The 22,995-nt window shown below is 70.3% G+C and carries 19 protein-coding genes, 3 pseudogenes and 1 riboswitch; of the genes and pseudogenes, 10 read left to right on the top strand and 12 right to left on the bottom strand.

The features are described from left to right. Window positions 1-194: 194 nt before the first annotated feature. From ID554_RS03220 to ID554_RS03235, 4 genes are all read right to left on the bottom strand, one after another. Window positions 195-2,768, bottom strand: a complete 2,574-nt coding sequence (locus ID554_RS03220; protein ID WP_117227536.1) for a glycosyltransferase family 4 protein — start codon at window positions 2,766-2,768, stop codon at window positions 195-197. Between the two features lie 78 nt (window positions 2,769-2,846). Next, window positions 2,847-3,887: a Gfo/Idh/MocA family protein gene (locus ID554_RS03225; protein WP_117227537.1), complete on the bottom strand. Its 1,041-nt coding sequence runs from the start codon at window positions 3,885-3,887 to the stop codon at window positions 2,847-2,849. Then, complete coding sequence (locus tag ID554_RS03230; RefSeq protein WP_117227538.1) at window positions 3,884-4,993, bottom strand: DegT/DnrJ/EryC1/StrS family aminotransferase; 1,110 nt, start codon at window positions 4,991-4,993, stop codon at window positions 3,884-3,886. Before ID554_RS03230 ends, ID554_RS03225 begins: the two co-directional genes overlap by 4 nt. Before the next feature lie 140 nt (window positions 4,994-5,133). Continuing rightward, window positions 5,134-5,760, bottom strand: a complete 627-nt coding sequence (locus tag ID554_RS03235) for a TetR/AcrR family transcriptional regulator (protein WP_117227539.1) — start codon at window positions 5,758-5,760, stop codon at window positions 5,134-5,136. 167 nt (window positions 5,761-5,927) lie between these two features. Between ID554_RS03235 and ID554_RS03240 the strand changes: the two genes are divergently transcribed. From ID554_RS03240 to ID554_RS03255, 4 genes are all read left to right on the top strand, one after another. After that, entirely contained in the window at window positions 5,928-6,827 is a 900-nt protein-coding gene (locus ID554_RS03240) for an ABC transporter permease (RefSeq protein WP_117227540.1), read from the top strand. A gap of 10 nt (window positions 6,828-6,837) precedes the next feature. After that, window positions 6,838-7,638: an ABC transporter ATP-binding protein gene (locus ID554_RS03245; RefSeq protein WP_117227541.1), complete on the top strand. Its 801-nt coding sequence runs from the start codon at window positions 6,838-6,840 to the stop codon at window positions 7,636-7,638. 163 nt (window positions 7,639-7,801) lie between these two features. Then, a complete protein-coding gene (locus ID554_RS03250; RefSeq protein ID WP_117227542.1) occupies window positions 7,802-9,307 on the top strand; it encodes a bifunctional cytidylyltransferase/SDR family oxidoreductase in 1,506 nt (501 codons plus the stop codon). 33 nt (window positions 9,308-9,340) lie between these two features. Further along, entirely contained in the window at window positions 9,341-11,038 is a 1,698-nt protein-coding gene (locus ID554_RS03255; RefSeq protein ID WP_117227543.1) for a CDP-glycerol glycerophosphotransferase family protein, read from the top strand. A gap of 57 nt (window positions 11,039-11,095) precedes the next feature. Here ID554_RS03255 and ID554_RS03260 read toward each other — a convergent pair whose 3' ends face one another. From ID554_RS03260 to ID554_RS03275, 4 genes are all read right to left on the bottom strand, one after another. Further along, complete coding sequence (locus ID554_RS03260) at window positions 11,096-11,233, bottom strand: hypothetical protein (RefSeq protein ID WP_191088704.1); 138 nt, start codon at window positions 11,231-11,233, stop codon at window positions 11,096-11,098. Between the two features lie 11 nt (window positions 11,234-11,244). Then, entirely contained in the window at window positions 11,245-11,688 is a 444-nt protein-coding gene (locus ID554_RS03265; RefSeq protein ID WP_117227544.1) for a hypothetical protein, read from the bottom strand. A 79-nt stretch (window positions 11,689-11,767) separates the two neighbouring features. Beyond that, the gene (locus ID554_RS03270; protein ID WP_117227545.1) at window positions 11,768-12,010 is read right to left on the bottom strand and encodes a DUF397 domain-containing protein; all 243 of its coding nucleotides are present in this window, start codon (window positions 12,008-12,010) and stop codon (window positions 11,768-11,770) included. A gap of 144 nt (window positions 12,011-12,154) precedes the next feature. Then, window positions 12,155-12,490 (bottom strand): hypothetical protein, encoded by a 336-nt coding sequence (locus ID554_RS03275; RefSeq protein WP_117227583.1) that lies wholly within the window; start codon window positions 12,488-12,490, stop codon window positions 12,155-12,157. 417 nt (window positions 12,491-12,907) lie between these two features. Here ID554_RS03275 and ID554_RS03280 point away from each other — a divergent pair, with 417 nt between their 5' ends. Then, window positions 12,908-13,720, top strand: coding sequence for a helix-turn-helix domain-containing protein (locus ID554_RS03280; protein ID WP_117227546.1), 813 nt, complete (start codon window positions 12,908-12,910; stop codon window positions 13,718-13,720). Beyond that, window positions 13,711-13,911 carry a DUF397 domain-containing protein gene (locus ID554_RS03285; RefSeq protein ID WP_117227547.1) on the top strand — a complete coding sequence of 67 codons (201 nt, stop codon included), beginning with the start codon at window positions 13,711-13,713 and terminating at the stop codon, window positions 13,909-13,911. Before ID554_RS03280 ends, ID554_RS03285 begins: the two co-directional genes overlap by 10 nt. 186 nt (window positions 13,912-14,097) lie before the next feature. Here ID554_RS03285 and ID554_RS03290 read toward each other — a convergent pair whose 3' ends face one another. Continuing rightward, the gene (locus tag ID554_RS03290) at window positions 14,098-15,006 is read right to left on the bottom strand and encodes a C39 family peptidase (protein ID WP_117227548.1); all 909 of its coding nucleotides are present in this window, start codon (window positions 15,004-15,006) and stop codon (window positions 14,098-14,100) included. A 219-nt stretch (window positions 15,007-15,225) separates the two neighbouring features. After that, window positions 15,226-15,367: riboswitch (cyclic di-AMP (ydaO/yuaA leader) on the bottom strand. A gap of 355 nt (window positions 15,368-15,722) precedes the next feature. Then, complete coding sequence (locus ID554_RS03295; protein ID WP_117227549.1) at window positions 15,723-16,958, bottom strand: acyltransferase family protein; 1,236 nt, start codon at window positions 16,956-16,958, stop codon at window positions 15,723-15,725. A gap of 208 nt (window positions 16,959-17,166) precedes the next feature. Between ID554_RS03295 and ID554_RS03300 the strand changes: the two genes are divergently transcribed. The 4 genes and pseudogenes from ID554_RS03300 to ID554_RS03315 form a co-directional block, all read left to right on the top strand. Then, on the top strand, window positions 17,167-18,495 hold the full coding sequence (locus ID554_RS03300; RefSeq protein ID WP_117227550.1) for a polysaccharide pyruvyl transferase family protein: 1,329 nt from the start codon (window positions 17,167-17,169) through the stop codon (window positions 18,493-18,495). Window positions 18,496-18,544: 49 nt separating this feature from the next. Next, window positions 18,545-18,721, top strand: coding sequence for a glycosyltransferase (locus tag ID554_RS31290; RefSeq protein WP_223884617.1), 177 nt, complete (start codon window positions 18,545-18,547; stop codon window positions 18,719-18,721). A gap of 42 nt (window positions 18,722-18,763) precedes the next feature. Further along, a pseudogene (locus tag ID554_RS03310) lies at window positions 18,764-19,302 on the top strand (N-acetylneuraminate synthase family protein). 238 nt (window positions 19,303-19,540) lie between these two features. Continuing rightward, a pseudogene (locus ID554_RS03315) lies at window positions 19,541-19,693 on the top strand (polysaccharide biosynthesis protein); the annotation flags it as partial. A gap of 145 nt (window positions 19,694-19,838) precedes the next feature. On the opposite strand, the gene ID554_RS03320 reads toward ID554_RS03315, so the two are convergent. Continuing rightward, window positions 19,839-22,322, bottom strand: a complete 2,484-nt coding sequence (locus ID554_RS03320; RefSeq protein ID WP_117227551.1) for a DNA gyrase/topoisomerase IV subunit A — start codon at window positions 22,320-22,322, stop codon at window positions 19,839-19,841. Window positions 22,323-22,351: 29 nt separating this feature from the next. Next, a pseudogene (locus ID554_RS33340) lies at window positions 22,352-22,990 on the bottom strand (toprim domain-containing protein); the annotation flags it as partial. Between the last annotated feature and the right edge of the window lie 5 nt (window positions 22,991-22,995).

A 22,995-nucleotide genomic window follows, 5' to 3' on the forward strand; every position in this document is an offset into this window, starting at 1 on the left:
GATTCGTCCCCGGGCGCCTGCCCACCGGGCGGTGTGTCGTGTCCACTCCGGGTCGCCGGTGTGGTGACTCGGGCCCCGGCGAGTGTACGGCAGCCGATCGGTTGGGGACGACGCGCACCGGCCCCCGCATCGCCTCGGCACCCGGCCCTTGCGGCGGGTGCGGTCGGCGCTCGGGGGCCGGCGTCATCGGGCGTTCAACCGGTCAGGAACGAGCTGAGCTGCCGGACGGTCCAGGCACCGTTGTGGTAGGTCCGGGCGTACTCGGCGGAGGCCGCAGCGATCTTGACGGTTGCCTCCCGGTCGTCGAGCAGCGACTCCAGGACCTCGGTCAGGTTCCTCGGGTTGGCGTTGACGATGGGCAGGTCACCGCCGACGGTCTTGCCGACATGGTCGCTCAGGTTCGCCACCACGGGCTTTCCGGCGGCCATCGCCTCCACAGCGAAGGTGCCGAAGCTGCCGGTGGTGAACTGGTCCAGGACGATGTCGCAGTCCTGGACCAGCCTGCGCATCTCGGACCAGGCGAGGCCCTCGACGAGACACAGCTCGATGACGCCCCTGTCGTGCAGCGCCTGCACGGCCGGCAGGATCCGGTCGGTGCCCTTGGTCCACCGCTTGGACGGGGCGTGCAGCACCACCGGACGGCTCCGCTCCATCACCGGCCGGTCGCACGCCCAGGCCGCGATGTCGACCACGAGCGGCGTCCAGGTCGCCCCGGGCAGGTCGGCCAGCAGGTCCGGTGTGGTCACGAAGGTCGGCAGGCCGGCCTCCTCGGCCACCCGCCGGTTGCGTTCCGCCTTGTGGCGCAGCTTGGCCGCGACACCCTCCGGCGCGTCGGCGAAGAGCGAGAACTCGTGCCGCTCCATGTGCCGGTCGGGGTGCCGGATTTCGCTGCCGTGCGCCAGCAGCGCCACCTTGATGCCGGCCCGGCGCAGCGCCGGCAGGTCACCCTCGATGTTGTCGCCGTTGAGGTACCCGAACAGCGGCATGAAGGCGTCCACCACCACGTGGCTGTATCCGCTGAGCACCCGCCTGACCTGCTCTAGCTGGAATTCCAGTTCGGGCTGGCGCCGCGCGTAGAGGTAGCGGTCCGCCGGATAGTCGTTCGAGGCGGGGATCTTGTTCATCACCACCTCGACCGAGACGTCCGGCAGGGCGCGGCTGATCGCCTGGGCGAACGCCGCCGCCTGTCCGGCGTAGTTCGCCGGACCGAGGCCCAGCCGCACACCGGTGTCGGCAAGGGCCCGCCAGTTCGACGTCTGGCGCCGCCCGGGCGCCGGGCCGGACGGCGTCCCCGCCGGACGTTCCGACACGGACCACGGGACGTCGGTCGTGACGGCGGCCGGCGCCAGACCGGAGACGTCCCGGTACAGCCGGAGCAGCGTGCCGCTCTGTCGCTCCCAGGACAGGTCGTCCAGGATGGACGGGCTGATGTGCGTACCCAGCTCCTGCCGGCGGGCCGTGGCACGGGTCACCGCGGCCACGAAGCCGGCCACGTCACCGGAGGGGAACACCTCGCCGAGATCGTGCTTCCGGACGTATCCGCCGACCACCTCGACGTCGCTGGTGACCAGGGGCAGTCCGGCGTGCAGGTACTCGGCGAACTTGGCCGGGAGGGACAGTTCGCAGTTCGGTGTACGCCGGAACGGGATCAGCCCCAGGTCGGCCGAGCTGAGGTAGTCGGCCACCTCGTACGGCGCCACGTAGGGCAGCAGGTGCACCCGGTCGCGTACGCCGAGCTTGACCGCCGTGGCCAACAGCTCTGCCAGCAGCGGGGTCGTCTGCTCGGTGACCAGGGCCAGGTGGTGCTCGGGCAGCTCGGGCAAACCGGCGACGACGGTGTCCAGTCCCCGCTCCGGACCGATCCGGCCGGCGTACACCAGCAGCGGCACGCCCGGGTCGAGGCCGGCACGGGCCCGGACCGACGCGCCGGTGCCACCGCTGCCGCCCTCCGACCGCACCGGCGAGTTGCCGACCACGACCGGGCTCCTCGACAACCGGTACCGGCTGCGCAGCAGCTCGGCGATCTGTTCGGAGACGGTGACCACCGCGTCGGCGCGGGCGATGAACTCCCGCTCGGCGGCGGCGACCCCGCTGGCCTGATGCGGCTTGAGCTGCTCCAGGCCCGGGACGTAGTCGTGCGCGTCGTAGATCCAGACGCACTTCTTACCGCGAGCGCACAGCCGCGCCGCACTGAGCGCCGCAGTGGGAACGGTGTCGACGTCGTTGGCGTGGATGACATCCGGCTCCAGCTCCTCGATCATCGGCCCGAAGGCGAGATCGATGTCGAGTAGCAGCGGCCAGTCGGTGGACCAGTCACCGCTCGGCGACCCCGGCTTGCCGCCGTGGAGTTGTTCCCAGGCCCAGGCCTTCATCCGTAGCTCGTAGAGGGCCTCGTGCGCCTTGATCCAGGCCCGCGGCGGCGGGTTGGCCTTTCCGGTCTGCAGGCGCAGCCACGACTGGTGACGTGCCTGATAGCGGTTCAGCGTCGCCTTGTCGGGAAGCCGGAACTGGGTCACCGCCCGACGCACTCGGTGCCGGCTGCCGGGCGGACGGGACAGCATCGACGCCACGGGCAGCCGGATCACCTCGATCGGACCCAGCGCGGTGCGCTCGACGTCCTTGCCCTTCTTCTTCGTGCTTCTCCCCAGCAGAACCACGTCCCAACCGTCCCTGGCGGCGGCGACGGCGGTCATCTGGACCCGGGAATCTCCGGTGATCTCGTTCGCCGCGAGGACTACCAGTCTCGGCGGGCGGGCGGGCGATGGCATAGGCATCCTTCGTGGAATGACATGCGGGTCGGCGAGATCCCCGGCCGCGACCTGCCGAAGCAGGTCGTGGCTGCCCGTTCAGCGGGTTGCGGCGACCTCTGCGGCAGAAGCCGACGGCACCCCTACCGTGACCGTGCTGCCGTCCGACGCGGAACGCAGCAACGTACCGGCCACCTCGACGGTGCGCAGTCCCTGCCGGAGGGTCACGATATCGCTTTCCTTGCCCTCCACGGCATCCCGGAATCGCTCGTGTTCCACCAACAGCGGTTCGCGCTTCGGGATGGCGTAGCGGATCATGTCGCCCTCGGCGACGCCACGGAAGGCCCGCAGCGCCTCCCACTCGGTACCGATGGCGCCGTTGGCATAGAAGGTGAGGTCGGCCGTGAGGGTGTCGGCGACGAAGCAGCCCCGTTCGCCGGTGATCACAGTGGACCGTTCCTTGAGCGGGCTGAGCCAGTTCACCAGGTGATTGACCATCGTGCCGGCGGTGAGCGTACCGATGACCGCCACCATGTCCTCGTGCAGCCTACCGCTGCGGGAGACCGTCCGGGCCGACACCGAGACGTACTCCTGGCCGGTCACCCAGCTGGTCAGGTCGATGTCGTGGGTGGCCAGGTCCATCACCACGCCGACGTCGGCGATCCGGTGCGGGAAGGGGCCCTGCCGCCGGGTCACCACCTGGTAGACCTCGCCCAGCTCGCCGGCCTCCAGGCGGGTCCGCAGGTTCTGCAGGGCGGGGTTGTACCGCTCGATGTGGCCGACGCCGGCCACCAGTCCACGGCTCTCGAACGCCTCCACGATCCGGGTCGCCGCCTCGACGGACTGCGCGAGCGGCTTCTCGATCAACGCGGAGACACCGTGCGCGGCGAGTTCGAGCCCGATCTGCTCGTGCAGCGCGGTCGGGCAGGCGACCACGGCGTAGTCGATGTCGCGGGCCAGCAGCTCGCCCAGGTCGGGCAGCACCGGCGCCCGGAGCTGCCCGCTCGGGTCACCGACGGGGTCGACGATGCCGACCAGATCGACGCCGTCCAGACCGGAGAGCACCCGGGCGTGGTTGCGCCCCATCGCGCCCAGGCCGATCAGACCGGCGCGCAGCTTGTCGCCCTGCCGCTTGCTCACTGGGCACCGCCGGCGAGGTTGGCGGCGTCCGCGATCCGCTCAAGGTCGCTCTGCTCCAGCGTGGGGTGCACCGGCAGCGAGATCACCTCGGCCGCGGCCCGGTCGGTCTCCGGCAGTTCCCACGGGCCGGGCCGGCCGTCCGCACCCAGGTACGGCTTGAGCCGGTGGATCGGGGTCGGGTAGTAGACGGCGTTGCCGATGCCCTGCTCGGTCAGACGCTCCTGGGCGGCGTCCCGGTCGCCCCGGACGCGGACGGTGTACTGGTGGTACACGTGCCGGGCGGCGTCCGCCACCGGCGGGGTGATCATGTTGGTGATCTTCGAGTCGAGGTACTTCGCGTTCGCCTGGCGCTGTGCGGTCCACTCGGCCAACTGCGTCAACTGCACCCGGCCGATCGCCGCGGCCACGTCGGTCATCCGCATGTTGGCGCCGACGATCTCGTTGGCGTACCGCTGCTCCATGCCCTGGTTGCGCAGCAGCCGCAGGGTGCGGGCGAACCCGGCGTCCGCAGTGCTGATCATGCCTCCCTCCAGGGAGTGCATGTTCTTCGTGGGATAGAAGCTGAAGCAACCGGCGATGCCGAAGGCACCGACCGGCGTGCCGTGCAGGCCGGCCCCGTGGGCCTGGGCCGCGTCCTCGACGACGGCCAGGCCGTGCCGCTCGGCCACCGCCATGATCTTGTCCATCGCGGCCGGGTGACCGTAAAGGTGCACCGGCATGACGGCGACGGTCCGCGGGGTGACCGCGGCGGCGACCGCATCCGGGTCGAGGCAGAAGCTGTCCCGCTCGATGTCGGCGAAGACCACCTCGGCACCGACCAGCCGCACCGCGTTGGCGCTGGCGGCGAAAGAGAAGGACGGCACGATCACCTCGTCACCCGGGCCGACGCCGAGCGCCAGCAGGGTCAACTGGAGGGCCGAGGTGCCGGAGTTGACGGCGACACAGTGCCGACCGGCGACCACCTCGCCGAACTCCTGCTCGAAGGCCGCCACCTCGGGCCCCTGCACCACCATGCCGCTGCGCAGCACCCTGACCGCCGCCTCGATCTCGGCCTCGCCGATGATCGGCCGGGCCGGCGGTATGAAGTCCGGACGCTGGCCAGTCATGAAGGTCCTCCCGTGTCACAAGACTTGTTCGCGAGTTCGGGGTGCGATACTAGTCCGTTTGGAGCGGGAGTCGGGAATGGCACTCACGTGGCGTCCGGTCCGCGTTCACGCTTCGATCAGCGGACGGATGTCCGCGCAGCTCACGGCACCTCCTCCCGTGGGCTCGCGCAGACGACCCGCAGCGCGGCCACGGCCGCCTCCGCCATCCGGGCCAGCTCGGAGGGCTCCAGCGGCACCCGGGTGATCGCCAGCCGCCAGTAGACCGGCCCGACGATCAGGTCGGCCGCCGCGCGCGGGTCGGCGCCGGAGGGCAACTCCCCCCGCTCGATGGCCCGTCCGATGACGATCTCGCCGATGCGGTCCTGGTAGTCGTTCAGCGTGCTCTGCAACGTGCCGGCGATCTGCGGGTTGCGCGCCGCCTCGGCGAGCAGATCAGGGATGATCTGTGACGCCATCGGGTGACCCAACGCACCGGTCACGACCAGCAGCAGCAGGCGCACGTCCCCGTCGAGGGTGCCGGTGTCCAGCATCGGCAGCTTCCGGCTGGCGACGGCCGAGACCACGTCCAGCACGAGGTCGAGCTTCGAGTTCCACCGGCGATAGATCGCGGTCTTGCTGACCCCCGCCCGCCGGGCCACCGCCTCGATCGAGAGCCGGCCGTAGCCGACCGCCGCCAGTTCGTGCATCAGGGCCCGACGGATGGCCGCGGTGATCTCTCCACGGAGCACCGCGGCACCGGCCGGTGCGCGCCTCTTCTCGGTCGTCACCTGGGACTCTTCTCGACTGTCACGAAGAACAATGTAGCGCAACGACGCTACGGTTGCGTCCCGACGTGTTTCGGACTACTGTCCACGCAGCGGCGAGGCGGCGCTCCACGCTAGATTCCATCGTCGCGAACGTATCCGCCGCACGACAGATCGGAGCGCCCATCCCCATGGCCAACACCACGCTGGCCGACCCCGACTCCGGCCTCACCCTCGCACAGCTGGCCGCCCGCCACGGCCTGCGGGTGGCCGGCGAGCGGCCCTCATTCCGCCGCTACAGCGGTGAGCTGTGGCGCTACCGCCACTTCATCACCGCGTACGCCAACGCCAAGTTGACCGCCTCGTTCAGCAACGCCCGACTCGGGCAGCTCTGGCAGGTGCTCACTCCGCTGAGCAACGCGGCGGTCTACTACCTGATCTTCGGCGTGGTGCTGGAGCAGAACCGGGACATCCCGAACTTCATCGCCTACCTCACCACCGGTCTGTTCATCTTCAACTTCACCCAGACCACGGTGCAGCAGGGCACCCAGGCGATCAGCGGCAACCTCGGCCTGATCCGGGCCCTGCACTTCCCCCGGGCCTGCCTGCCGCTGGCGATCACCGCCACCCAGTTCCAGCAACTCCTGGGCTCGCTGTTGGTGCTGGTCGGCATCGTGGTGGTCACCGGCGAGCCGATCACCCTGATGTGGCTGATGCTGGTGCCGGCGGTGCTGCTCCAGACGGTCTTCAACGCCGGGCTGACCATGGCGATGGCCCGGCTGGGCGCCAAGGCCAGCGACCTCAAGCAGGTCATGCCGTTCGTGCTGCGGGCCTGGATGTACGGCTCCGGCGTGCTCTACAGCGTCGAGCTCTTCTCCAACAACCTGCCCGGCTGGGCCGTCGGGATCGTGCAGTTCAACCCGATGCTGGTCTATATCGAGCTGGCTCGGACCGCCCTGCTGGAGCAGGCCCCGTTGCTCAACGACTCCCTGCTGCTGACCTGGCTGATCGCGGCCGGCTGGGCGGTCGTGATGGGCATCGGCGGCTATTTGTTCTTCTGGCGCGGCGAACAGGAGTACGGTCGTGGTTGATCACTTGGCGATGTCCAACGACGTGACGGTCACCCTGCCCCGGATCCAGGAACGCATCCCGACCGTGGTGGTGGACGACGCGCACATCGTCTACCGGGTACACAAGGGCGCCGCCGGCAACACCAGCCCGGTGGCCGCGTTCAAGCGGATGGTGAGCCGCACCTCGGCACCGAACGTGCGCGAGGTGCACGCGGTGCGCGGAGTCACCTTCACCGCGTACCGGGGTGAGGCGGTCGGGCTGATCGGCACCAACGGCTCCGGCAAGTCCACCCTGCTGCGGGCCATCGCCGGCCTGCTGCCGGTGGAGCGCGGCGCGATCTACACCCAGGGGCAGCCGTCGCTGCTCGGGGTGAACGCGGCGCTGCTCAACGACCTGCCCGGCGAGCGCAACGTCACGCTCGGCTGCCTGGCCATGGGCATGCACCCGGCCGAGGTGCAGCGCAAGGTCCCCGAGATCATCGAGTTCTCCGGGATCAACCAGCGGGGCGACTTCGCCTCCCTGCCGATGCGGACGTACTCCTCGGGCATGTCGGCCCGGCTGCGCTTCTCCATCGCGGCGGCCAAGCAGCACGACGTGTTGCTGATCGACGAGGCGCTGGCCACCGGGGACAAGGCGTTCCGCAAGCGCAGCGAGAAGCGGGTACGCGAGCTGCGGGAGAGCGCCGGCACGGTGTTCCTGGTCAGCCACCAGCTCTCCTCGGTCCGGGACACCTGCGAACGGACAATCTGGCTGGAATCGGGCCTGATCCGGATGGACGGGCCGACCGCCGAGGTGCTGAAGGCGTACGAGGCGTTCACCAACGGCAAGTAGAGTCCAGGCGAACGTCCGGCGTCTCGACGGCGTCGCGCGGACCGCGTCGGCCCGTTGGGGTGACGCGGTCCGCGCGTTAAGGTTCATCCCGTCGCCAGCGGCGGCGACACCCCCCACGTTGACACTCCCCGCGAGCCATGTACCCCGAGAGCGAGGACCCGCGATGACGCAGGACCTGACCACCGACCCGGGCAGCCAGCCGGACGACCCGGCGCCGTGGCGACCCTCGCGGACGGTGGCCGTGGTGCTGGCCGGCGGCACCGGCACGCGACTGGGCCTCGGCATCCCCAAGCAGCTCCTCAAAATCGCCGGTAAGCCGATCATCGAGCACACCCTGGCCGTCTTCGAGGCCGCGCCGGAGATCGACGAGATCATCGTGCTGATGGCCACCGGGCACGTCGACGAGGCGCAGCGGATCGTCGACAAGGCCGGCTTCCGCAAGGCCACCAAGGTGATCGAGGGCGGCGACACCCGCAACGCCACCACCCGGATCGCGCTGGACGCCGTGGGTGAGGCGGACTGCAACATCCTCTTCCACGACGCGGTCCGGCCCCTGCTCAGCGGCCGGATCGTCCGGGAGTGTGTGAACGCCCTCTGGACGTACGCGGCGGTCGACGTGGCCATCCCGTCGGCCGACACGATCATCCAGGTCGACGAGGACGAGTGCATCACCGACATCCCGGTACGCGCCACGCTGCGCCGGGGCCAGACCCCGCAGGCGTTCCGGTCGAGCACCATCCGGGAGGCGTACCGGCTGGCCGAGGGCGACCCCCACTTCGCCGCCACCGACGACTGCGGCGTGGTCCTGCGTTACCTGCCCGAGGTGCCGATCAAGGTGATCGACGGCTCGGACGAGAACATCAAGGTCACCCACCCGGTCGATGTGCACCTGGCGGACAAGCTGTTCCAGCTCGCCGCCGCCAAGGTGCCCCGGCTGACCGACCACCGGGCGTACAGCGAGGAGGTCACCGGCCGCACGATCGTCGTCTTCGGCGGCAGCTACGGCATCGGCCACGACCTGACCGAGCTGGCCCGCAGCCACGGCGCCCAGGTCTTCCCGTTCAGCCGGTCCAGCACCGGCACGCACGTGGAGCAGCCGGAGGACGTCGAGGCCGCGCTGCGGACCGCCTTCGAGGCCACCGGCCGGATCGACCACGTGGTGGTCACCGCCGGGATCCTGGAGAAGGGCGCGCTGGCCGAGATGGACCAGGAGACCATCGACCGGGTGCTCCAGGTCAACTTCGTCGGCCCGGTGACCGTCGCCCGGCAGTCCCTGCCCTACCTCCAACAGACCAAGGGTCAGCTCCTGCTCTACACCTCCAGCTCGTACACCCGGGGACGGGCCGACTACGCGCTCTACTCAGCCACCAAGGCGGCGCTGGTCAACCTGACCCAGGCGCTGTCCGACGAGTGGGCGGAGTTCGGCGTACGGGTCAACATCATCAACCCGGAGCGGACGGCCACCCCGATGCGGACGAAGGCGTTCGGCGCGGAGCCCGAGCACACCCTGCTCGCCGCCGAGACCGTCGCCCAGGCCTCGCTGGACGTGCTGATCTCGGAACTCACCGGTCAGGTGATCGACGTACGCCGGCCGCCCGGCGAGGCGCCGACCTCCGCCCCGGTCCCGACCCAGGCCGACGCCTCCAGCAGCGGCACCCGCGTCGGCTGACCCGCCGACGCCGAGCACGAAGGCAGCGCCGAGATGCGTGGTGACCTGGTCACGAAGTTGACCGCCCGGGGCCTGGCCACCGGCGGGGCGGTCCTGGCGGTCCTGGTGCTCGCGCTCACCGGCGCGACCACCTGGGGGCTGGGCTTGGCGGTGGCCGCGCTCGCCGCGACGGTCTGGGAGCGCCGGGTGCGACCCGGCGCCGACAGCGTCGCGGAGACCGCCCTGCTCGCCGCCGGAATCCTGGTCGGCTACGCCCGGCAGCTCGACGGCGGTTTCGACCCGTTCCTGATGGTCGCCGCCCTCGTGCTGCTCGGGCTGGTGCTGGTCACCGGGCCGCTGCGGACCGCGGGCAACCTGGAGATCCGCGCCGCCAACCTGCCGGTACGCACCTGGGTGCCGCAGGTCGCCGCCCGGGGAGACGACGCGGTGGCGGGGCTGCTCGCCGCGCTGGCCGTGGCCGCCCTGGCCGGCCTGCCCGCCGTGGTCGCCCTGCTGCTCTGCCTGCCGGTCGGCGCCGCCGCCGGGGCGGTCGCCCTCGACCTGGCCCGCCGCCGGTTCCGGCCGGCGGCCGGCGGATCGGCGGTCACCCGGGCGCTGCGCCGGCACCAGCCGGAGTTCGTGCTGCACTTCTCCGCCCCGCCCGGGTCGGAGTACCAGGTCACCATGTGGCTGCCGTACCTGGAACGGATCGGTCGGCCGTTCGTGGTGATGCTGCGGGAGCCGGAGCTCCTGCCCACCGTCGCGGCGGCCACCACCGCCCCGGTGGTCTACTGCCCGACCCTGCGCACCATGGACGAGGTGCTGGTGCCGAGCCTGCGGGTGGCGTTCTACGTCAACCACGGCGCGAAGAACAGCCACTGCATCCGGTTCACCCAGCTCACCCACGTCCAACTGCACCACGGCGACAGCGACAAGGCGCCCAGCGCCAACCCGGTGTCGGCGATCTTCGACCGGATCTTCGTGGCCGGCGAGGCGGCCATCGACCGGTACGCCCGGGCCGGGGTGGACATCCCGGCCGAGAAGTTCGTGGTGGTAGGCCGCCCGCAGGTCGAGGCGATCGAGGTACGCCACCAGCCGACGCGGGGGCTGGCGAACCCCACCGTCCTCTACACCCCCACCTGGACCGGCCACCACGCCGACGCCGACTACTGCTCGCTGCCGATGGCCGAGACGCTGCTGCGGCGGCTGCTCGACCGGGGCGCCACGGTGATCCTGCGCGCCCACCCGTACACCAACCAGCATCCGGCCTCGGCCCGGCGCCTGGCCCGGCTGCACGAACTGCTCGCCGCCGACCGCTCCCGCACCGGCCGCCAGCACGTGTTCGGCGCCGCCGCTGGCCGGCTCACCCTGGCCGACTCGGTGAACCGGGCCGACGCCCTGGTGTCCGATGTCTCCGGGGTGGTCTCCGACTGGCTGTACTCGGGCAAGCCCTACGTGGTCACCGACACCGGTGTCGACGGTGACCGGTTCGTCGAGCGGTTCCCCCTCGCCGCCACCGGCTACGTGCTGCACCGGGACATGTCCGACCTGGACGACGTGCTGGCCCGGCTGCTCGACACCGATCCGCTCGCCGAGGCGCGCTGGGCGACCCGTCGGCGCTACCTGGGCGACTTCCCGGCCGAGTCGTACGCCGAGGCGTTCCTCGCCGCCGCCCGCCGGGAGCTGGACCCGACCTGGACCGCCCCGGCACCGCGGACCACGGCCGACGCCGCGCTGCCCACCGCCACCTGACCGCCAGCCCGCCTGGCCCCAGCTGTCTTCGAAAGAGCCGGGGCCAGGCTGATCGCGCTAGGTGGTGTAGAGCCATTCGGGAGTGACGGTGCGATCCAGTTCGGTCGGCGGGCGCTGGTAGACGCGTGGCTCGTCGGGCCAGCGGTCCATCAGCTCGGCGACGCCGTCTGGGGGAAGTAGGAGACCGAGCGACATGGCTACTCCTGTCAGGTACGTGGCGGCGACGGGCAGACGATGCCGGGGAGGAAGCGATTGGGGCAGCAGACGGCCGCGAACGAGACATAGCTGAACGCCGGGGTGTAGTAGCCCCATGCCACGTCGCTACCCAGAACCAGGCTGGTGCGCTGTCGCTCGATCCGCTCCTGCACGGTCAGCAGCGGCCCGCCGAACCCGGCAGCCGGGTTCGCCTCGCGGACCTGTCTCATCCAGGCTGTCGCGTCCGCCACGTCGGTCCAGGTCCGCTCGGCGGCGGCCTGGTTCCGGCGGAGGAGCCAGTGGCCGGTCAGTACGGGCGTCATGGTGTTGGCGAGAAAGATCTGTGTCTCCGCGTCGCCGAGGTCCGCGCCAGGTCTGCGTGGCCCCTCCTTGGCGAAGTCGGCACGCGAACCGACCCATGGACCGAAGCCGTGCCAATGCCCTTCCCAGCGCATCTGCGTCCTTCTCTGTGCTGTGGACCGGCCGCCCCCGTTGCCGTTCGAGGGCGGCCGGAGCTGTTGCCAGGTGCCCTGGTCAGGCGGTCAGGCCCCGGTCCCGGACCCAGCCGAGTGCGAGGTTGTCCATCTCGCCGCCGGTCAAGCGCAGCTCGCTGCCCGCGCCGACCTGCTTGTTGTCGCGCACCACGTAGGCGTCGGCGACGCCGGGGATCGGGGCGACCTCGGCGCAGGTCTCGTTGTCGCCGCCGAGGTTCCCGCCGCAGTAGGTTGTGAACCGCGCGCCGTCGATCGGCAGCGCGTACAGATTCTGCTGGAACATGAGAGTGGACCTTCCGTGCTCTCGCATGCGCGAAGGTGCGGCCTCCGCATCCGTTATGTCCTACCTTGGTGCGATCACAAATCTGGGGCGACTCGCGGAACGGCGGGTACGGAGGTCCCCTCACCCTCGGTTGGCAGGGCTGCATCAGCTCGCCCCCTCAACAACGGGCCGGCGAGTTGCTCCCCAGGCCACGAACCTGTCGAACAGTTCCTCGGGCTCCGGGCCGTCGTGCGGGTTGAGCTGGTAGAGGTCGCGCATGGCCTCGTACATCAGGCCGGCGAGATAGATCGTCAGCCCGGGGACGTTCCCCCGGAACTCCACGGGCAGCAGCAGCCTGGCCTCACCGCACGGCCACGGCTGCCCGTCGACCCGGCAGAACCAGGTCGGTCGCGCCGGAGTGTGCGGAGTGTTCCCGCCTGAGCCGCCCGGGCGGTCGGCGTGCGGGCCACGGCCAGGCGTCGCGAGCTGGGTGGTCAGCACGGCCGACCACCCGACCGCCACGCCTGAGCCGGCGTCAGGAAGCCGGTCGGTCCGGGGCCATGGAGTGGAAGCGCCTGGGTCGGCTGGCGCATCCACCCGGGCAGCGGAGCGCCGCGCCGTCGCTGCGGCAGAACCGGAAGGACCATCGTCGGGCACTGGTACGGGTGCGTACGCACGTCGACCTCCGTCGGTTAGGGATCGGGAGGGGCCGCCCGCGCACGGGGGGATGTCACGGGCGGCCCCGGAGCAGAACCCGCCCCAGCTCTGCACGGCGTGAAGCAGATCCGCATGGGTGACAGTCTGGTGAGGACAGGACTACTGTCGGAAGGCATCGACGCTGGCCACGGCGGCGTCCTGGTGCGCCGATCCGGCCCCTGACGGCAGCGTGGCGATCTTGGTGAATCCCCTGGAGGTGACGTGGAACGTGAGCAGCCTTCCGACCTGCACGAGCTGATCCGCACTCAGCTTCGCCGGCTGCGGACGGCAGCGGGCATGAACCAGGAGGAGTTCGGCCGACGGTCGAACTACTCGGCATCCCTGGTGTCGGCGGTGGAGACCGGCACCCGCCCGGTCGACAGGCCGTTCGCGAAACGGGCGGACGAGGTCCTGGAGACCGGAGGCATGTTCGAGGAACTGCTGCGGACGGCCGAGGTGCTGCGCCAGCCCGCGTGGTTCCTGCCCTACCTGGAGGCCGAGCGCACCGCGAGGCAACTCCGGTGCTACCAGTCGACGCTGGTCCCGGGCCTACTACAGACCGAACGCTACGCCCGCGCGGTGATCCGATGTGACGACACCCTGACCGACGCCGGGGTGGAGCGACGGCTCGCGAACCGGATGGCCCGGCAGGCGGTCCTGGACCAGGAGGAGCCGCCGCAGTTCGTCGCGGTGATCGACGAGGTGGTGCTCCGGCGGGTCGACGAGCGCCTCCACGACGTGCTGGTCGAGCAGGTGCACCACCTGATCGACCTCGCCGAACGACCCAACATCAGCGTGCACCTCGTGCCTGTCGGCGTGGGGATGCACGCTGGTTTGACCGGCCCCTTCATCCTGGCAAGGAGCACGGACGATGGTTGGGTCGGTAATATCGAGACCCAACTCGGCGGAGTCCTCGCCGACAAGGACGAAGACGTCAATACCCTGCTGTCCAAATGGGAGACCGTGCGCAACGAGGCACTGTCTGGCCGGCAGTCGATCGAGCTGATGAAGGATTGTGTGAAGCCATGGATCTGAACGGCGCGACCTGGCGCAAGTCCACCCGCAGCGGCTCCAGTGGCGGCGACTGCGTGGAGGTCGCCGACAATCTGTCCGGCGTCGTGCTGGTGCGCGACACCAAGGACCGGGACGGCGGCACGCTGGCCTTCACCCCGGTGTCGTGGGCGAGCTTCGTCGGTCTGGCGAAGATGCTCGACCGGCACGCCTGATCCCGGTACGACGCGGAAGCCCTCGGTCGAACGACCGAGGGCTTCTCCATGCTCGGTGCGCACCATGCCCACAAGGCCGTCCACCGGCCGCGCACACCCGGATGTAAGGAGGGGTCCCCTGCTATGCACGAGGCGATAGCAGGGGACCCCTCCTTACATCTCGTCCGCACATCTCGTCCTTACATCTCAGGAGGAGTAGCCGCGGGTGGCGGCCCAGTGGGCGAGGTCGATGGTGGTCATCCAGTACGAGTAGTACGACGCGTTGGCCGAGTCAGCGATCTTGACCAGTCGACCGTCGTCCTCGTAGCCCACCACGGCGACATAGTGGCCACCGGGAAAGGAGTGCCAGCGGCCGCCCGTGTCGGTGGCGCTGCCGGCCACGTTCACCACGACACCGCGCCCGCCGGTGATCGCCTTCACCACGTCGGCCTGGAGCTGGTCCATCTGCGCCGGGGTGGCCGAGCCGCCCCGGAGCATCGTGGTCGAGTACGGCGCACCCTTGAGCGTGGCGTTGAGCACCCGGGTGGTGTCCAGGGCCGAGTTGGTGCCGGCGTACGTGGTGCCGAGCTGGGCGGCCAGGGAATCCTGGTCACGATTCACCCCGGCGGCACTGAGCGCGTTGCGTACCGCGGCCGGGCCGCAGTAGTACCCGGTGATCTGGGCCTGGAAGTCGTAGTCCAGGACCTTGCGCGCCGGTGGCTTCGGTGCGGCCTTCTTGCTGGTGACCACCGGCGAGGGGGCCGCCGAGGTGGCCTTCGGCGAGGGCGACGGCGACGGGACGGCGCTGCTCGGGACGGCGCTGCTCGGGACGGCGCTGCTCGGGACGGCGCTGCTCGGGACGGCGCTGCTGGGCAGGGTCGACGGGGGCGGCTCCACCCGGGTGTCGGCGCGGGAGACGGCGGTGTCGCCGCGCGACTCGGCGACGGCGGTCGTGGTGTGTGCGGTGGCCGGGGCGTCCTCGGTGCCGACGAGTACGGCACCGGCGCCGGTGGCCAGCGCCAGCGCGGCGGCCGAGGCGGCGGCGACCTGATAAGGGCGTTCGGTGGCCAGCCGGCGTAGCTGGCGCGTGACGGTCTGCTTCACGGAGTCCTCCACGGGGGCTCAGGGAGGCACGGCGAGTCGCTCCGGCGGTCAGCTCGACAGGTCCTGCCGAGGACCGCCCGAGTACGCGGACGGGCCGTGCGAGGGGTGTGCCCGGACGACCGGGCGGGGGCGGTGGCCGCTGTCAGCTGGTGGCCGACGGCCCGGTGGGCGCGGGCACCGCGGTGCCGTGGAGGAACAAGAAGGGGACCACGAGGGGCTGCACGAGAGGAAAGCTCCTTCCGACACCGCCGACCGGGTTAGCTGACGGGTTCGGGCGGGAAGTTGGCCCTACCGTGAGCCGATGCTCGCGGATTCACCCCAGTGGTGCGGTGGGTCCCCGGTTCGTGAGACCACGATTAGGCGGGTCGATGCGGCGTCGCCTCCTGCGATCGGGTACCGCATCGGACGGGCCGACACTACTGGCCGGCCATTCCCCTGCCAACCCATCCTGACCTGCTTAAACATGATCCAGCTTGCTGATTTTCGGGCGTTCGGTCATAGATGTCGCGCAACGGGACCGACGGCGATCGACGCAACGGGCGGTGACAACGGGACCACCCGCAGACAATGTCTCCGGGCATCGCGTCACGTCTCGGGCGTTTTTCACCTCGGCGTCCGCTCCGGCGAGCGATGTGACCGGACTCACTCGATCCGCCTCGTCGTACCCGGCCGTCAGCGAAACACAAAACAGCAGATCGGGCTGCCGACTACAACAGTCCAGCATGGACTCAACGGTGCTGGTTGCGGCAACTTGCGGTACTCGGCTCGTCGCCCGGCGCGCGCTGCCTCGGCGGCCCGGCAGGCTGCGGTGCGGACGCCTCTGCGGACTGCTGCGCAGGATCGGCGGCGGGCGGCGGGTGGGCCCCGGTGCGGCTCGGGGCGAGCCGTCGCATCATCGGCTGCTCCACGTAGCGGTGCAGCAGCGCGGCAAGCGCCAGGGTGAGCAGCAGGAACCCGATCACCGCCGGCACGCCCCACCAACCGGGCAGGCCGGTGCCCCAGTTCCCGGTGAGCCGCAGGATCGTCATGATCGCGAAGACGTGCACCAGGTAGAAGGCGAACGAGACCTCGCCCAGCCAGACCATCAGCCGGGAACGCAGCGGCGACCGGCGGCCGTGCACGTCGGCGTCCGCCGCCGCCGCGATCACCAGGACGTACGCCACCGACAGCAGCGCCGCCCAAAGCTCGGCCCGGATCCACTCCGAGGCCGCCACCCAGGTGGCAACGAAGATCACGGTGGCCATCGGCAGCCGGGGGCCGCGCCAGCGCCCACGCAACATCAGCTCGGCGGCGGCCACGCCCATCCAGAACTCCAGCGACCGCACCAGCGGGAAGATCTGGGTGAACCACCAGCGGCTCTGCTCCGGCACCAGCAACTGACCGGGCCAGAGCGCCAGGATCAGCAGCGGCACGGCGATCACCACGGCCCACAGCATCCACGGCTTGGCCCGGCGCACCAGCGGCAGCGCCAGCGGCAGGCACAGATAGAAGAACAGCTCGCAGGAGAGCGACCAGCTCACGTTGTTGACACTGTAGAAGTAGCCCGGTCGGGGATCCCACGCCTGGAGCAGGAACAGGTTCTCCAGCGCGGCCACCGGGTTGATCGGGTCGGCGAACCAGAGCGCCGCGAGCATGGCCAGCGCCCACATCACCAGGTGGTTCGGATAGATCTTGGCGAGCCGCCGACGCCAGAACCGGCGGCGGGAGTCACCGACGCGGGCCGACCAGACCAGCACGAAGCCGCTCAGGATGAAGAAGAACTGCACCCCGGACAGGCCCAGGGTGAAGATCTCGCCGACCACCGCCTGGTGACCCGGCTCGGCGATGATGCGCATGGTGCCGGCGTGGAACCCGAAGACCAGCAGCGCGGCGATCCAGCGCAGTCCGGTCAACGAGGGCAATCGGCTGGCGTCACCGCGTCGGGTGGTGGTGGGCGGCCTGTCGACGACGGTGGTGCTGGTCATTCCGGGCACCATACCGGTGCGGGCACTCCCCCTCGAACCGGGCGGGGAGGCCGGGCGGATGGGGCGGATGTGGCTCAGGTGTCAACGGGTCCCCCGGTGGCCTACTATTCCCGGGACTTGGATGAGCATCCACCCCGCCATCCGGCCCGGTGGCGCGTTGGGCAATGCCGAGGCGGGACCAGCACACCGACGAGAGGCAGAGTCAGCGATGCACCAACGGATCCTGATGCGGGCCCGGAAGGGTCCCTTCGACGTCAACTCGCCCGAGGAGACGTTCGAGCGGAACCTGATCGGTGAGAACGCCGGCAACCTGGTCTTCAGTCACGCCGCGAACAAGCTGCTGGCCACCCGTACCGCCACCATCACCCCCAACGGCTTCACCGTCAACATGCGGGACAGCGACCGGATCAACGAGGAGTACGACGTCTTCGTGGTCCCGCTGGCAAACGCGTTCCGGCGCAGCTACGCCCACCGGCTCGACGCGATGAGCCGGCTGATCGAGCGGCTGAAGATTCCGGTCGTGGTGCTCGGGGTGGGTGTGCAGACGAACGTCGACGGTGACCGGGAATACCTGCGGCCGATCGACGATCAGGTCAGCCGCTTCTGCCGGGCCGTCCTCGACCGTTCGCCGAGCATCGGCGTCCGGGGTGAGATCACCGCCGACTACCTGCGGACGATCGGCTTCTCCAACGTCGACGTGATCGGCTGCCCGTCGATGTTCCTGCACGGCGACACCCTGCCAGTGGACAAGCGCAAGACGTTCATCGGCCCGTACGACCGGATCGCGCTGACCGTCTCGCCGTACGTCAAGTCGATGGCTCAGATCATCAAGACGCACCACCAGCGCTACGAGAACCTGCGCTACATCCCGCAGGACCTCAAGACGCTGGGCACCCTGCTCTTCGGCGACGCTCCCGAGGACCGTGGCAAGAGCGGCGAGATCCCGATCCACACCACGCACCCGCTGTTCACCGAGGACAAGGTGCGGATGTTCGTCGACCCGTGGACCTGGATCGACTACCTCTCCGGGTTCGACTTCAACTTCGGCACCCGCATCCACGGCACCATCGTCTCGCTGCTCGCCGGTACGCCGGGCTTCCTCTTCGCGCACGACTCGCGCACCCTGGAACTGGCCCGTTACTTCGAGATCCCGCACCGGGTGATGCGGGACGTGCCGGCCGACGTGGACGCGGCCCAGCTCTACGACGAGGCCGACTACTCGGGCATGGTCAACGGCCACAAGCAGCGGTACGACACCATGCTCCAGTTCCTGAACAAGCACAATCTGGGCAACTCCTTCAGCGACGGCGACAGCGCGGCGGTGTTCGACGCCACCAGGCAGGCGACCGCCTTCCCGCCGGCCGTTCGCCCGGCGCTGGCCACCTCGCCCGAGGTGCTGGTCAAGCGCATCGAGTGGCTGCGCGACCAGGAGGCCGCACTCCGCGATCAGGCCCAGACGACGGCTCGGCCGGAGCGGATCCGCACCCGGATCAAGAAGGCGGTCCCCGGCTCGGTGCGCCGCATGCTCAACCGTTAGCCTCGCGCTGCCCGGCGTAGAGGCGTACCTGCGATAGTGCCTCGACTCGATCCGCGACGACATTCCGGCCGACCAGACGGCGGAGGTGGAACTGGTCGCGGTGGACGACGCGTCGCCGGACCGGTGCGGTGAGCTGCTGCGCGCGTACGCGGCCGAGCATCCGGACGTACGCGTGCGGCACCTGGAGACCAACGTCGGCGTTGGCACAGCGAACTGTTCGACCTGATGGTGAACCATTTCCTGGGAGCGCCCCTTCTTGGTGGCCGAGATGTCCGGCCACCACAACGGTGACCTGAGCCGCGCTCTGTCCATCGTGGACGCCGTGGCGGCGGCCGGCGCGCACGCGCTCAAGCTCCAGACGTACCGGCCCGACACGATCACCATCGACGTGGACACCCCGGCGTTCCGCATACGCCCGGCATCGGCGTACCGGTCGCGTCGGTGGCCCTCGGGGCGTGTTTCATCGAGAAGCACGTCACGCTGGACCGCGCCGACGGTGGGGTGGACTCCGACTTCTCCCTCGACCCGTCCGAGCTGGCCGCGCTGGTGGTCGAATCGGAGCGTGCGTACGCGGCGCTCGGCGGCACCGCCGTCGGCCCCACCCCCGCCGAGCGGGAGTGCCTGCGCTTCCGCCGCTCGCTCTACGTGGTGGCCGACGTGCGTGCCGGGGACGAGGTCACCTCGGACAACGTGCGCTCGATCCGGCCCGCCGGCGGCCTGCACCCGGTGGAGATCGACCGGGTTCTCGGCCGCCACTTCGCCACCGACGTCTCCCGGGGCACCCCGCTGAGCTGGAGCCTGATCTGACAGTCGGCCGTTGCCGCAAGACCGTTGGCATCCAGGTCGACCGCTGAGGGGTTTCCGACCGCGCCCGAAGCCCGCTCTGGCCTCGATCGGCTGGGGCGAGGCGGTCGGCGACACGACGGCACAGACGGTTCAGCTCGAAAGGCCCCGCACCGGAGGCGGAAGGCCCGGGACGACGGCGAAGGCGACAGTCACCACCAGGTCGGAAAGCGCGCCCCGGTCCACCGAGCCGACCGCTCCCTACGTAGCCCAGCACCCCACCCGCTTCTCCGTGGTGCGCCACGGCAACGGGGTCGGCAGCCGGGGCTCGGTGGTGCCGCTGTTCCGCCGTCTCGCCGCCGAGGGCCGCAGCCCGCCGATCACGGACAAGCGGATGACCCGGTTCTGGATCACCCCGGACGCCACCACGCCGCCCGGCCACCCGTACGCCGACCGCGCCCCCAGCCTGCTCTGGTCGGAGCAGGCCCTGCCAAAACCTGTGGCCGCCACCCGGCCCGGAGTCCCACCACGCCGACGCGACGGGCCGCCCCGGGACGAGGTCAGTCGCGGTCGATCTGGTGACCGACGACGGTCGGGCCGAGCATGACGGCGAAACCGGAACCGTCCCGACGCGGATCGGCGGCGGGCAACTCGACCGGCTCACCGTTGGCGGTGGAGCCGACCGGACGCGGACCGATCCAGCCCACGACCACGTCGGTCTCCCCCTTGAGGAACCGCTGGGCCCGCACCCCGCCGGTCGCCCGCCCCTTCACCGGGTACGCCGCCAGCGGCGTCACCTTCACCGTCCCCCCGGTGGAGGTGACCACCATCGGCTCACCGTGCTCCGGATCGTCGGTGCGCACCGCACCGAAGTGGACCACCTGCGCGTCACCCGGCAGGGCGATCCCCGCCATGCCGCCGCCCTTGAGCCCCTGCGGACGCACCGTGCCCGCCGGGAAACGCAACAGCGACGCCGCGCTGGTCAGGAACGCCAACGTCTCGGCACCATCGGTCAGCCAGGTCGCCCCGACCACCTCGTCACCCGCACGCAGCCCGATCACCTCGAACTCGTCCGAGCGCACTGGCCAGTCAGGAGCACAGACCTTGATCACACCCTGCCGCGTGCCCAACGCCAGGCCGGGCGAGCCCTCGGCGGTCGCACCGAGCGGCGCCAGCCCCACCACCGTCTCCCCCGGCGCCAGCGGCACCAGCTCGGCGGCGGACATGCCGCCGCGCAACGACACCGTGCCCGCCTGCTCCGGCAGCACCGGCAGCGGCAGCACGTCGACCTTGAACGCCCGACCCGCACTGGTCACCAGCAACACCCGGCCCCGGGCGGTGGAGTGCACCACCGCGCGTACCGCGTCGTGCTTGACCCGGCCGTGCCGACGCCGCCCCTCGGCGGCCTCCTCCGACTCGGCGGCGGTACGCGCCACCAGACCGGTCGCCGAAAGGATCACCTGGCACGGGTCGTCGGCCACCTCCAGCGGCCCGGCCGGCACGGACGCGGCCAGCACCTCCTTGAGGTCACCGTCGACCAGAGTCGTCCGGCGCGGCGCGGCGAACTGCTTCACCACCGCCGCCAGCTCGTCGGAGACGACCTTCTTGAGCACGTTCTCGTCGTCCAGGATGGTGGACAGCTCGGCGATCTCCCCGCGCAACTTCTCCTGCTCGGCCTCCAGCTCCAGCCGGTCGTACTTGGTCAACCGGCGCAGCGGAGTGTCCAGGATGTAGGTCGCCTGGATCTCGGAGAGTTTGAACTGCCGCATCAGGCCGCTCTTGGCCGCCTGGGCGTCCTCGCTGGCCCGGATCAGCTTGACCACCTTGTCGATGTCGAGCAGGGCGATCAGCAGGCCGTCGACCAGGTGCAGCCGCTCCTCCCGCTTGCGCTTGCGGTAGGCGCTGCGCCGGGTCACCACCTCGTAGCGGTGCGCCAGGAAGACTTCCAGCAGCTCCTTGAGCCCGAGGGTGCGCGGCTGACCGTCGACCAGCACCAGGTTGTTCACGCCGAAGGACTGCTCCAACGGGGTGAGGCGGTAGAGGTCGGCGAGCAGCGCCTGCGGGTTGACCCCGACCTTGCACTCCACCACCAGGCGGGTGCCGCTCTCCCGGTCGGTCAGGTCCTTGACGTCGGCGATGCCGGTCAGCCGCTTGGTCTTGTTCACCTCGTTGGTGATCGCCGCGATCACCTTCTCCGCGCCCACCCCGTACGGCAGCTCGACCACGGTGATCGCCTGACGTCCCCGGCTGCCCTCCAGCGGGCCGATCTCCACCTTGCCGCGCATCCGCACCACGCCCCGCCCGGTCTCGTACGCCCGGCGCACCTCGTCGAGGCCGAGCAGCAGACCACCGGTGGGCAGGTCGGGACCGGGCACGAACTCCATCAGCTTGTCGAGGGTGGCGTTCGGGTGCCGGATCAGCCAGCGGGCCGCCGAGACGACCTCGCCCAGGTTGTGCGGGATCATGTTCGTCGCCATCCCGACCGCGATCCCGGACGCGCCGTTGACCAGCAGGTTGGGGAAGGCGGCCGGCAGCACGGTGGGCTGGGTCAGCGAGCCGTCGTAGTTGGGCTCGACGTCGACGGTCTCCTCACCCAACTCGCCGACCAGCAGCATCGCCTCCCGCGACATCCGAGCCTCGGTGTATCTCGCGGCTGCCGGTCCATCGTCTTGGCTCCCAAAATTTCCATGCCCATCGATGAGTGGCGTGTTCAGCGAGAAGTCCTGCGCCAACCGCACCATCGCGTCGTAGATGGCGCCGTCGCCGTGCGGGTGATATTTACCCATCGTGTCACCGACGATGCGGGCCGACTTCACGTGCGCCCGGTCCGGCCGGTAGCCCTGCTCGTACATGGACCAGAGGATGCGCCGGTGCACCGGCTTGAGGCCGTCCCGCGCGTCCGGCAGGGCGCGCGAGTGGATGACCGAGAAGGCGTACTCCAGGTAGGAGTCGGAGACCTCGGTGACCAGCGGGTTGTCGACGATCCGCGCGCCGGCCCGGTCGAACGCGGAGTGGTCGACCTTGGTGTCCTTGCGGCGTGCCATGGCTCAGCTTTCCTTCCAGAACCCGGTGGTCAGGCGTCGATGGCGTCGCGGTCGACGCGGTCGGCGGAGTCGATCAGCCAGTTGCGGCGCGGCTCGACCTTCTCCCCCATGAGCAGGTCGAGGATCCGCTCGGCGGCGTCGACGTCGTCGATGGTGATCCGGCGTACCGATCGGGTGGCCGGGTTCATCGTGGTCTCCCACAACTCGTCGGCGTCCATCTCACCGAGACCCTTGAAGCGCGGCACCGGCGTGACGATCTGCTTGCCCGCCGAGGCGAGTTTGCGCACCGTCGCCTCCATCTCCGCCTGGGTGTAGGTGTAGATGGTCTCGGGGTTGCGCCCCTTGGTGGTGATCTTGTGCAGGGGCGGCATCGCCGCGTAGAGCCGGCCCGACTCGATCAGCGGTCGCATGTAGCGGGCGAAGAGCGTGATCAGCAGCGTCCGGATGTGCGCGCCGTCGACGTCCGCGTCGGCCATGATGAGCACCCGGCCGTAGCGCAACGACGACAGGTCGAAGGTACGCCCCGACCCCGCGCCGAGAACCTGCACGATGGCCGCGCACTCGGCGTTGTCGAGCACCTGCTGGAGGTTGGCCTTCTGCACGTTCAGGATCTTGCCCCGAATCGGAAGAAGCGCCTGATACTCCGAGGTGCGGGCGACCCGTGCGCTGTTGT

It is taken from the genome of Micromonospora craniellae (assembly GCF_014764405.1).
Lineage (GTDB): Bacteria > Actinomycetota > Actinomycetes > Mycobacteriales > Micromonosporaceae > Micromonospora > Micromonospora craniellae.